6 protein-coding genes are annotated in these 7,399 nt (G+C 67.0%); 4 read left to right on the top strand and 2 right to left on the bottom strand.

Annotated features, from left to right (window positions below; translation table 11 throughout):
• Together Q1V87_RS14365 and Q1V87_RS14360 are read right to left on the bottom strand one after the other, a co-directional pair.
• A partial coding sequence (locus tag Q1V87_RS14365) for an aminotransferase class III-fold pyridoxal phosphate-dependent enzyme (RefSeq protein WP_300594300.1) occupies positions 1-335 on the bottom strand: 335 nt, incomplete at its 3' end.
• A 4-nt stretch (positions 336-339) separates the two neighbouring features.
• Positions 340-1,116 carry a hypothetical protein gene (locus Q1V87_RS14360; protein ID WP_300594297.1) on the bottom strand — a complete coding sequence of 259 codons (777 nt, stop codon included), beginning with the start codon at positions 1,114-1,116 and terminating at the stop codon, positions 340-342.
• 215 nt (positions 1,117-1,331) lie between these two features.
• On the opposite strand from Q1V87_RS14360, the gene Q1V87_RS14355 reads away from it, so the two are divergent.
• The 4 genes from Q1V87_RS14355 to Q1V87_RS14340 form a co-directional block, all read left to right on the top strand.
• On the top strand, positions 1,332-2,054 hold the full coding sequence (locus Q1V87_RS14355) for a GTP pyrophosphokinase family protein (protein ID WP_300594294.1): 723 nt from the start codon (positions 1,332-1,334) through the stop codon (positions 2,052-2,054).
• Positions 2,055-2,175: 121 nt separating this feature from the next.
• A complete protein-coding gene (gene glgX, locus Q1V87_RS14350) occupies positions 2,176-4,386 on the top strand; it encodes a glycogen debranching protein GlgX (protein ID WP_300594292.1) in 2,211 nt (736 codons plus the stop codon).
• 2 nt (positions 4,387-4,388) lie between these two features.
• The gene (gene treY, locus Q1V87_RS14345; protein WP_300594303.1) at positions 4,389-6,857 is read left to right on the top strand and encodes a malto-oligosyltrehalose synthase; all 2,469 of its coding nucleotides are present in this window, start codon (positions 4,389-4,391) and stop codon (positions 6,855-6,857) included.
• Positions 6,854-7,399 (top strand): alpha-amylase family glycosyl hydrolase (locus Q1V87_RS14340; RefSeq protein WP_300594290.1); only part of this gene is annotated, 546 nt, incomplete at its 3' end. The genes treY and Q1V87_RS14340, both read left to right, overlap by 4 nt.

The following is a 7,399-nucleotide window of genomic DNA, read 5'->3' as shown; positions in this document are numbered from 1 at the left end:
TCGGCGAAGTCGACCATGATCGAGGAGGGAATCGAGACGACATCCTCCTTCGCGGCCTGCGCCCGAGCTGCGGCGGCGACATCAGGATCGCCATAGCCGAGGACATTGGGGCCGTAGCCGCACATGTAGTCGATGAACTCGTTGCCATCGACATCCCAGAACCGAGTGCCCTCCGCGCGCTCCGAGAAGAGGGGGAAGGCGGTGCGGGGGATGAAGCATCCTTCGCTCGGGCCGAGGTGTCCGGGAACTCCCGCGGGGATCACGCGGACAGCTCTGTCGAAGATCTCCTGGCTCTTGGCGTAGGAGTTCGGTGCCGTCAGGGTGGGGGTGGTCATGCTGTCACGCTCCGAGGTAGGTGCCGACACGGTCGAGGATGCGGCTGGTGTTGTCGATGAGAGGGATGAAGCCGCGCATCTGCAGGCGTCCATCGCAGACGCAGGCCAGCGCGCTCTCGCGGCCCGAGAGGATGCCGCCTGCCACGTCGAGGTCGGCAAAGCGCAGCGCCGCGCGCGGTGCATCGCTGTGGTCGGGGTCGACGCGCACGCGGTGGCCCTGGACTTCGAAGCGGTAGCGGATGTCGTCACCCACCTCGAAATCGAGATCGCCGTCGGGCATGTGGGCTGCCGAGAACTTGCCACTGAGGTCTTCGTTGGCGACGACCGCGATCGCGTGGGCCGCGACATCGAGCGTGAGCAGAGTGCTGCGCTCGGCGAACACCGGATCGGCGAAGTCATCCTCGCTCGGGCGAAGCATCCGGGCCAGCATCTCGGTCAGCGGCGTGAACACGCGCGTGAGGAAGCGGATGCCGGCGGGACCTGCGACCGGGATCGGCTGCGCCGTGCCCGCGATGACGGCGTTGAGGTGCGCGGCCGAGCGGAACATCAGGGTGGGACCGCGCCCCTCGCGCTCGGTGAGTGAGGTGATCCCGCTCCGCTCGAATCGGTAGTGCGCGCGCAGGCCGCCTGGCGCGGACAGCGAGAGTGTGGTCGGCCTGCTCGTCTCGCGGGCCAGCAGACGCGCAGCATCCGGGGAGAGCTCGATCAGACGGGGGAGCGCGCCCAGGACGGCGTGCAGGTTGATGGCCGCGAGGACCCGTTCATCAATGTGCGTGAGCATCGTGTTCCTTCGGTTCGGCTGGGAGGAGTCCGACCAAAGTTGGACGTTTGACCAACTTTGGTTATCGAACCAGGCCCGCACCCCGAGAACCAAGCGCGCGGCGATGATTTTACGAGAGCGAAACGCGCGGACTTCTCGCTGTGACGCGCCGCCAACCCTCAGACCGGATGCCAGGCTCACAGCGATCTCGTACCCGCGCTTCGTAGGTTGAGGGCATGAGTCACGCGTCGGCCATGCACCCTGCGACCCCGCAACTCCCAGACCTCGCTTCCGATGAAGTAACCGTCTCGCTCTCGCAACTGCGCGCTGCCCGCGACGAAGTGCAACGGTTCCTGTTGCCCTACCAATTTGGTCTGAAGGAGATCGAGACGAAGGTCGAGATCCTGCGCGACGAGTTCCTGCAGCTGCACGACTACAACCCGATCGAGCACATCTCCAGTCGCGTGAAATCCGCCGACAGTCTCGTCGCCAAGGTTGGTCGGAAGGGCATCGACGGCGACTTCGAGTCGATCCGCACGCACATCACCGATATCGCCGGCATCCGGGTCACCTGCAGCTTCGTGGCGGACACGTACCGCCTGTTCGACCTGCTCACGCAGCAGGACGACATCGAGGTGCACTCGGTCAAGGACTACATCGCCGACCCGAAACCCAACGGCTACAAGAGCCTGCACGCCATCGTGCGGGTTCCGGTGTTCCTCTCCACCGGTCGCGTCGACGTGCCGGTCGAAGTCCAGTTCCGCACGATCGCGATGGACTTCTGGGCGAGCCTCGAGCACAAGATCTACTACAAGTTCGATCGCCAGGTTCCCGAGACCCTGCTTGCGGAGTTGAAGGATGCCGCGGCAAGCGCCGCAGAGCTCGACGAGCGGATGCAGCGCCTGCACCGCCAGGTGCACGGCATCCGTCCCGCGCCGCCTCGCACGCTCCAGGTCTGAACCGCACTGGGCTCCGATGTCATACATCGCGGGTCCACGCAACCCCCAACTGTTCATCCGTGACACCGGAACCGAGTCCGGGGTGCTCGACTAGGGTGGAATCCCACCGGGAAGGGGTGCCGTGCAAACATGGCCAGGGTCGGCGTATCCGTTGGGTGCGACCTTCGATGGGAACGGAACCAACTTCGCCCTCTTCAGTGAGGGTGCTGAGCGCGTCGAGCTCTGCCTGTTCGGTGAGCGGGGGCGTGAGACACGCGTCGACATGCTCGAGGTCGATGCCTACGTTTGGCACGCGTACCTCCCGAACATCGCACCGGGCCAGCGCTACGGCTACCGCGTGCACGGCGAGTATGACCCCGCCAGCGGCAAGCGATTCAACCCCAACAAGCTGCTCCTGGACCCCTATGCCAAAGCTGTCGACGGGCAGGTGACCTGGGGGCAGTCGGTCTTCGGATACACCTTCGGCGACCCAGACTCCCGCAACGACGACGACTCCGCGGCCGAGATGATGAAGGGCGTCGTCATCAACCCCTTCTTCGACTGGGGGGGTGATCGACCGCTCCGCATCCCCTACTCGGAGTCCTTCATCTACGAAGCCCACGTCAAGGGACTGACGATGCGGCATCCCGATATTCCGGATGAGATCCGCGGGACCTACAGTGCGATCGCGCATCCGCTGATCATCGAGCACCTGAAGCGGCTCGGCGTCACGGCGATCGAGCTGCTTCCGGTGCACCAGTTCATCAACGACTCGATGCTGGAAGAGAAAGGCCTCTCGAACTACTGGGGCTACAACACCATCGCCTTCCTCGCGCCACAGAACACGTACGCGTCCTCAGGCCAGCGCGGACAGCAGGTGCAGGAGTTCAAGGGGATGGTGCGGGCCCTGCACGAGGCCGGTATCGAGGTCATCCTGGATGTCGTCTACAACCACACCGCCGAGGGCAACCACCTGGGACCCACGCTCTCGTTCCGCGGCATCGACAACGAGGCGTACTACCGACTCGAAAATGACGACAAGCGGTACTACACCGACTACACCGGCACAGGCAACAGCCTGAACGTCGGCAACCCGCACGCGCTGCAGCTGATCATGGACTCGCTGCGGTACTGGGTGCTCGAGATGCATGTCGACGGATTCCGTTTCGACCTCGCCGCGACCCTCGCCCGAGAGTTCTATGACGTCGACCGGCTCGCCACCTTCTTCGAGCTCGTGCAGCAAGATCCGGTGGTCAGTCAGGTCAAGCTCATCGCCGAGCCCTGGGATGTCGGCCCCGGCGGCTACCAGGTCGGGAACTTCCCCCCGCAGTGGACCGAGTGGAACGGTAAGTACCGCGACACCGTCCGGGACTTCTGGCGGGGCGAGCCGCAGGCGCTCGGTGAGTTCGCCTCTCGGCTCACCGGGTCGAGCGACCTCTATGCCCACTCGGGTCGCTGGCCGGTGGCATCCATCAACTTCGTCACGGCGCACGACGGGTTCACCCTGCGCGACCTCGTCTCATACGAGCAGAAGCACAACGACGCCAACGGCGAGGACGGCCGCGACGGTGCCGATGACAACCGGTCGATGAACTTCGGTGTCGAGGGCCCCACCGACGACCCCCAGATCAATGAACTGCGCGAGCGGATGCAGCGCAACTTCATCGCGACGCTGCTGCTGTCGCAGGGTGTGCCCATGCTCCTGCACGGCGATGAGCTCGGCCGCACGCAGCGAGGGAACAACAACGGTTACGCGCAAGACAACGACATCACCTGGATCGACTGGGAGCACGTCGACGCGAGCCTGATCGACTTCACCGCCGCGTTGGCCCGGCTGCGCCGCGATCACCCCACGTTCCGGCGTCGTCGCTTCTTCGATGGCCGCCCGGTGCGCCGTGAAGAGGTCGAGCGGATCCCCGACATCGTGTGGCTGCGCCCAGACGGCACGCAGATGCAGCCGGAAGATTGGGACTCCGGGTTCGGGCGGTCGATCGGGGTGTTCCTCAACGGCAATGGCATCCGTGAACGGGATCGCCGTGGCGAACCGATTACCGACGCGCACTTCCTCATCCTGTTCAACGCCGGCGACGAGCCGGTTGAGTTCACGCTGCCGGATGTCGATTTCAGCCCCAACTGGGATGTGCTGGTCGACACGGCGGGAACCCTCGCGAACACCGAGCCCGTCCATCCCGGGGCTGCGCTGGAGCTCGCGGCGAAGTCGGTGGTCGTGCTGTGCGAGCACGTCGAAGAAGAGGTCGAGGTCGACAGATTCGTCGCCGCGTCGCTGGCGGCCGGAACAGTCCAGATGGACGAAGTCCCGGGAGCTGCCCCCAAGGAAGAACTGCCGAGGTAGTGATGCATCCCACGTCGACGTACCGCCTGCAGATCCGCGCCGCGTTCGACCTGGATGCCGCCGCCGGCGTGACCGGATACCTGCGTGATCTCGGCGTGGGGTGGGCCTATCTCTCGCCGTTGCTGAAGTCGACCCCGGGATCCGACCACGGCTATGACGTCGTCGACCCGACGCGGGTTGATCCTGCTCGCGGCGGAGCGGAGGGTCTGGAACGTTTTGCCGCGGCCGCGCGGGCGGCCGGGCTCGGCATCCTCATCGATACGGTCCCCAACCACATGGGGATCGCGGTGCCAGTCGAGAACCCCTGGTGGTGGGACGTGCTGCTTCGGGGCAGAAGCTCGCGGTATGCGGCAGCGTTCGACATCGACTGGGAGTTCGGTGGCGGCAAGGTGCGGGTTCCCGTGCTCGGATCGGAGGCCGACGAGGTCATCGATGCGATGGAGATTCGGGTGGATCCGAAGCCCACGGCCCGGGCTCCGTACGGCACGGTGCGGTACTTCGACCACGAGTTCCCGCTCGCCGAGGCGACTGCACCGGCGGAGGCGACGTCGTACCCGGATGCCGTTCGCCAGGTTCTCGCCCGCCAGCACTTCGAGCTCATGTTCTGGCAGCTCGAGGCATCCGAGCTGAACTATCGGCGCTTCTTCGCGGTCTCGACCCTTGCCGGAGCCCGCGTCGAGGACCCTGTCGTGTTCGACGAGGCCCACGAAGAGGTGGCGCGGTGGTTCCGGGACGGGCTGGCCGATGGCCTGCGCATCGATCACCCCGACGGGCTCGTCGATCCCGGCGGCTACCTCGAACGACTTGGCGCCCTCACCGGCCGCCGCTACACGCTGGTCGAGAAGATCCTCGAGCACAGTGCGACGCCGCATCCGGAGCTCCTGCCGGCCTCGTGGGACACCGACGGCACCACCGGGTACGACGCCATGGCCGAGATCGACCGCGTCCTCATCGACCCCGACGGCGAGGGGGCGCTCGACGCGCTCGATGAGCGGCTGCGCAGCGCTACCGGCCTGCCGCCCGCGCAGCCCTGGCCCGATCTGATCCATGCGACCAAGCGAATGATCGCCGACACGATTCAGCGCAGCGAGATCGGTCGCCTCGTGCGGTGCCTGCCGGAGCAGGCGGCGCTCGCCGACTCGGATGCCGCGGACGCCCTCGCTGAGATCCTCGCCTGCTTCCCCGTTTACCGCTCCTACCTTCCCGCGGGGCGGGAGGCGCTCGACGAAGCGCTCGCTGAGGCATCCGTTCGGCGCCCCGACCTCGCCGAGACGATCGGTGCACTGTCGCCGCTGCTGGCCGACCCGACGCTCGAGGTGGCCCGCCGCTTCCAGCAGACGACGGGCCCCGTGATGGCCAAGGGCGTCGAAGACACCGCGTTCTATCGCGCCACGCGCCTGGGCACCCTCACCGAGGTCGGTGGGGATCCGTCGGTTTTCTCGCTGACTGTGGAGGGCTTCCACCATGCCTTCGCCCGCCGGCAGGCGCAGCGCCCTCGGTCCATGACGTCGCTCTCGACGCACGACACCAAACGCGGCGAGGATGTGCGGGCCCGCCTGTCGGTGCTCGCCGAGATCCCGCATCGCTGGGCCGCCGTGCTCGAAGAGCTGCGGGCCCTCGCCTCGACGGGGCACGGGCCGTTCGACTCCCTGCTGTGGCAGGCGATCATCGGCTCATGGCCCGCGACCCCCGAGCGCCTGCACGCCTACGCTGAGAAGGCAGCGCGGGAAGCGGCAGAGGTGACGACCTGGTGGAACCCGGATGCCGACTTCGAGCGCCGGATGCACGCCGTCGTGGATGCCGCGTACGGTCCCGCGCGGGAGCTCGTTGAGGCTTTCGTCGACGAGGTCGCGCAGCCGGGCTGGAGCAACTCGCTGTCGGCGAAGCTCGTGCAGGTGGCAGGTCCCGGGGTTCCCGACGTGTACCAGGGCTCGGAGCTGTGGGAGACCTCACTGGTAGACCCCGACAACCGTCGCGCCGTCGACTTCGCACAGCGCGCAGCGATGCTGGCGGACCTCGACCGTGCTGCGACTGAGGGGAATGTTCCGGCGATCGACGCCTCCGGGGCCGCGAAGCTTTTCGTTACCTCCCGCGTGCTGCGGATGCGCCGAGACCGGCCCGAGCTTTTCACGCGCTACCTGCCCGTCGAGCTGCTGGGTTCGGCATCCGGGCACGCGATAGCTTTCGACCGGGGCGGGGCGATCGCCATTGCGACCCGGCTGCCGGTGGGACTGGCGGCACGCGGCGGCTGGGGCGACACCCGGATGCTGATTCCGGGCGGCACCTGGACCGATGCGCTGACGGGCCGGGCGTATCCCGGCGGAGAGTTGCCGCTGGCGGAGGTGCTGAGCGCGCTGCCTGTCGCGCTCCTGACACGTCAGACACCCGACGCGCGCCGAGACACCGAGCGTGACGGGGTGTCTCACGCAGGATCCGGTGTCTCGGGTCTCAGCGAAGCGGAGGAAGCATGATCGAGGTCTGGGCGCCCCGAGCGGAGCGAGTGCGGATGCGTCGGCAGGGGCATCCGGATCTGGAGATGGCCGCGGGCGAGCGCGGGTGGTGGACGGCTGACGTTGAGCTTGTGGACGGCGACGAATACGGCTTTGTCCTCGGCGACGGTGACGCGCTGCGGCCCGATCCGCGGTCGCGTCGGCAACCGCGCGGAGTGCACGAGGCATCCGCATTCTTTGACACCAGCGCCTTCGCATGGAGCGACCGGTCCTGGACCGGGCGACAGCTCGCGGGCGGGCTGATCTACGAGTTGCACGTCGGTACCTTCACGCCCGAGGGCACGCTGGATGCCGCGATCGAGCGGTTCGATCACCTCGTCTCCCTGGGCGTCACCCACGTAGAGCTGTTGCCGGTCAACGGCTTCAACGGCGTCTGGAACTGGGGCTACGACGGCGTGCTCTGGTACACCGTCCACGAGGCTTACGGCGGCCCCGCCGCCTACCAGCGGTTCGTGGACGCCGCCCACGCCGCGGGCCTCGCGGTCATCCAGGACGTCGTCTAC

The sequence above is a fragment of the Microbacterium sp. genome, assembly GCF_030149085.1.
In the GTDB taxonomy this organism is placed as follows: Bacteria; Actinomycetota; Actinomycetes; order Actinomycetales; family Microbacteriaceae; genus Microbacterium.
This window is presented reverse-complemented; position numbering and strand designations above follow the sequence as displayed.